Annotated in this window: 1 protein-coding gene and 2 pseudogenes; all 3 read left to right on the forward strand. The window is 66.6% G+C overall.

Annotated elements, in window-relative coordinates; genetic code table 11:
• A pseudogene (locus ACWDZ7_RS42570) lies at positions 1 to 208 on the forward strand (XRE family transcriptional regulator); the annotation flags it as partial.
• Positions 209 to 218: 10 nt separating this feature from the next.
• The gene (locus tag ACWDZ7_RS42575) at positions 219 to 1,307 is read left to right on the forward strand and encodes a hypothetical protein (protein ID WP_451804304.1); all 1,089 of its coding nucleotides are present in this window, start codon (positions 219 to 221) and stop codon (positions 1,305 to 1,307) included.
• A 508-nt stretch (positions 1,308 to 1,815) separates the two neighbouring features.
• Positions 1,816 to 4,666: pseudogene (locus tag ACWDZ7_RS42580) on the forward strand (DUF6531 domain-containing protein); the annotation flags it as partial.

The raw sequence follows: 4,666 nt of genomic DNA on the forward strand, positions 1-4,666 counted from the left end.
CATCGACGTCCTCGCACAGTTCTTCGACACGATCACCCGCCTGCCGCCCGACCAGATGGACGTCACCGTCCTGCGCTACCTGTGCGGCATCCCCGACCACGCCGTGCCGGGCATCGTGGGCCTGCCGCCGGCCATCACCCACACCCTGGACCACCACGCCCGAGGGGCCCTGGCCCAACTGCGCCCCGATCCCGACTCCCAGGAGTGATCACCCCGCTATGAGCACCGTCGACGCCCTCCTCGCCCAGTCGCTGCTGCTGCCCCAGCCTCACGTCCCCTCCGACGTCGTCGGCCATGACGAGCTGGATTACACCCGGCTCACCGAGGACTTCCTGCTGCGGGACGACGACGGACCCGACCTGGCCGACGACCGCTCCGCACAGAGCCTCACCGCCCTGTGCGAAGCGGTCGTCGCCCGCTGCACCATCGAGCAGTTCGCCGACTTCCTCACCGAACAGGTCCCCCAACCGCGCGCCGCCTGGATCCTCGGCTGCACCCTGCAGCTCGCCGGAGCTGACGACGGCGCCCGCTTCTGGTGGCAGTACGCCGCCGGCGCCGGCGACGTCCCCGCCGCCTCCTACTGCCTCTACCTGCAACACCTCGCCCGCGGTGACACCTACGCCGCTGCACTGTGGCAGGACCAGGCCGTCGTTCACCCCCCGCAAGACGGTGACATCGCCGACACCGCCGAACCCGCCCCGGCCTGCCAGGTGATGACCGCTGACACCAGCCTGGCCACGCTCCTGCGGGTCCTGAGCCGGCTCAGCCGCACGAGCCCGCGCACACAGGCGGCTCAGGCCGTCATCGAATTCGTAGCCGCTTCCGTGACCGCCAGCTACGACCAGCACCCCGACCTCGAGTTCCCGGTGCTGGGCCCCGAGTTCGCCGAACAACTGGTCATCGTCGTGGCGTCCCTGACTGACCGCCCCGACACTACTGAGACCGCGCCGGCCGAGGAACTGCCCAACCGGAGCGACTGCACCACCCGTCACCTTCCGGCGCCTGGACGCAGACAGGGCCCCGAGCGTTTGTTGGTGGAAGTCACCACCGGCGACCACGAAAGGGCCTCGGCTTGGGTGTTCTTCAAGGAAGCGGTCGCTGTCTGCTGGGAGAAGGCGACCGCCGCCGGCAGCGCGAACGGCACCGCTATGGCCTACTACCTCAAACGCTTCCGCACAGGGGCCGCCCTGGCGCGGTCTCCTGTCGCCCCCGCCCTCACGCCCAGCCCCACCTCATGCCGGTACGCCAGGCATCTGTCGGCTACAGTAGATCTTGAACTGGCCGCCACAACACGCGGCAGCCGGTGATGCGTTGGTGGTCCAAGGAAAGACGCCCCGCTTCCTGCGGGGAAATGCAGGTGCAAGGCCTGCCCGGCGCTCGATCAAAGGCCCGTACACGCCCAGCGTGTACGGGCCTCCTCGCGTTTACGGTCACCCGCGGTGTGGCACCATGCGGAGCGGCAGCCGCCGCTCGCCGATGCCCGCCGCAGCTCTGCCTTTCGGTACGCCCGAAGTGGCTGCGGATTGAGACGACAATCCCCGCGTGTGTAGCCCATGGCCGCGTCTTCTCGGCCACTTAGCCGTCGGTGTTCGGCGCGCGGGGTGCAACGGTCGTGTTCAGACAGATGGGCTCCGTGAAATTCCGGCCGTTTTGTGCCGATCTTGCATGAAGGCCATTTCATTTCACATGGAACGACTGTTCGAGGAAATCGCTGCGTGCCTTGGGGGTGACGTGTGCCAGATTGTGGGCCCCTCGTGGCCGCTGGGGTCTGCGAGGTCTGTCTTCCTGTGGGGGGAAGTCTTGACGCAACGCACTATGGGTGCGCGTGTTTCGCGTGCCCGGAAGAGAACAAGCCTGGCCACCGCCGCTGCTCTGGCCACCGGCGCTCTCACCCTGTCCTTGCTGCCGGCGACCGGTACTGCCGCGGCCGATGACCCAAGGTCGGCGTGGGGCAAGGACGCCCCGTCATTCGAGATGCCCGACGTGAAGGTCGGCACCAACAAGCCCGTCGCGCCGGAAGCCGAACACACGCCCTCGCCCGAGGTCGCGGCCTGGCGCGCGCAGCAGAAGAAGCGCGCCGAAGGGACAGAGCCGGTGTCGGCGTCCTCTCGCTCCGTCCAGGAAATCCCGACCCATGTACCCGAAGGGCAGGGTGACGTGCCGTGGCACCGGATCAGCAACTTCGCGATCACCGACGCGCTGACGGCCCGGATCAACTACTCCACGGGCAACTTGCTGCTGACGGCCACCGACTTCTCCATCGCCGGGGTCGGCCAGCAACTCACTCTGGCGCGTACCTACAACTCGCTGGACGCGCCCTGGGGCAAGGTCTCCCAGCGATGGTGGCAGCAGTACGAGCGCCACCTCCAGGTCCTTGAGGGCGAAGTGGTGCTGTACGACGCCTCCGGCGACACCCTGCGGTTCAAAAAGGCCGCGGACGGCTCCTTCACCACACCCAAGGGCTACTCCAAGGAGCTGAAGAAGAACGCCGACGGCACCTACACCGTCACCAACTGGAAGTCGCACACCAAGGACACCTACAACGAGCACGGCACCCTCACCAAGGTCACCGACAAGAACAAGGGCACCATCACTGTCACCCAACATGACAAGGGCGGCGAGCACCAGGGGTTCAAGCTGACCGAGACCCGCTCGGGCCGCTGGATCGACCTGCTCAAGACCGATGCCTCGCAGTGGCAGGCCAAGGACAACTCCGGCCGCACCGCCGTCATCGACCTCGACCCCGACGGCAACCTGCACAAGACCACCGACGCCGAAGGTAAAACCACCACCTTCGGCTACGACACCTCCAACCGCCTGACAAAGATCACCACAGCCGAGGGCCGCGTCACCGTCTTCACCTACGACAGCGCCAACCGCGTCACCTCCATGCTGCGCGCCACGGACTTCAACGGCTCCGGCCACACCGGCCCCACCTGGACCTACAAGTACAGTGCGGAGTCTCCGACAGCGGCCGGCACGACGACCGTCACGGACCCCGAGCAGCACGCCACGAAGTACAAGCACGACGGCGACGGCCAGGTCGACGAGGTCACCGACGCGCTCGGGCACAAGCGGTCCACGAAGTACGACACGAACCACAACGTCGACACCGCCACTGACGCCATGGGCACCGGCACCACGCCCGGCAACGTGACCGACTACGGCTTCAACACCCGCAACAACCTGGAGTCGGTGAAGTCGCCGACCGGCGGGAAGTCGGTCACCAGCTGGCAGACGATCGCCGGCGGAGACAAGCCCAAGGACTCCACCAACGCCGACGGCGAGAAGATGTCCTACACCTACGACACGGCCGGCAACACCAAATCGGTGGCCCAGACCGGCACCGGCGGCGGCCACGTCTCCTACACCTACAACCCCGCCACCCCCGACTGCGGCGGCTTCGAGGGCCAGCGGTGCACCGCCCAGACGAAGATGTCGTCCACAGACGGTGAAGACGTCCTTCACCTACGACGACAAGGGCAACCTCACCAAGGTGACCCCGCCCAAACCCCTGGGGCAGACCACCTACACCTACGACGCGTTGGGCCGCACCGAGACCCTCACCGACGGCCGCGGGGTGAAGAAGGTCTTCACCTACGACCACCTCGACCGCATCAAGACGGTCTCCACCCCCAACGGCACGGTCCGCTACTGGTACGACGGTGATGGCAACCTGCGCCAGCGCGACGACTCCACCGGCACGATCACCTACCAGTTCGACCCGCTCCAGCGCGAGACGATCCGCACCCTGCAGGACGGTTCCCAGACCCTGCTGGCCTACACGCCCGCGGGCAACGTCGACTACTACCAGGACCCGGCCGGCAAGACCGACTACACCTGGAACGAGGTCAACAAGCTCAAGGAGTTCAAGGACCCGGCGGGCAAGACCACCACGTACAAGTACAACAACAACGACGTCCGCACCCAGACCGCCTACCCCGGCGGCACCGTGCAGAGCGTCGACGTCGACAACTCCAGCCGCCCCAAGAACATCAAGGCCACATCCGGCAAGGGCACCCTGGTCGACCTCACCTACACCTACGGCTACGGCACCGATGCCAAGACCGACGGCGACAAGATCCGCACCAAGACCGACGCGGTGACCGGCATGAAGACCAGCTACGCCTACGACGGCGCAGGACGCTTCTCCTACGCCGAGGAGAAGAAGGGCTCCACGCTCAACTCCTCCTGGCAGCACTGCTACGACCTGGCCGGGAACCTCACCAGCCAGGGCACCGCCGAGGGCTGCCCGCGCGGCACCACCTACACCATCAACGACGCCCAGCAGATCACCGCCAAGAACGACTCCTCCACCAACTGGTCCTACGACGCCGAAGGCAACGAGACAGCCGGCGCCTCCACACCAGAGGGCACCCGCACCGGCGAGAAGTGGTCGGATCACAACCAGCTCACCTCGCTCACCGTGGATGGCAAGACATACGACGGCCGCTACGGTTCCACGGACCAGAGCGAGCGCATCAAACTCGGCGACACCTACTTCCACAACGGGCCACTCGGCATATCGGCCACCACAACTGCCGGTGTGGACACGGGCTTTAACCGCGAGCCCGGGGGCACTCTCAACTCCATGACCCGGGACGGGAAGACGTACTTTTACCTCACCGACGCCATCGGATCCGTCGTCGCGGTCACCGACGAAGCC

This window comes from Streptomyces sp. NPDC003032, from assembly GCF_053591415.1.

What these genes read in the sequence shown, in the direction of transcription:
- ACWDZ7_RS42575 (WP_451804304.1), top strand. Translation starts at nt 219, where the DNA reads ATGAGCACCGTCGACGCCCTCCTCGCCCAGTCGCTGCTGCTGCCCCAG.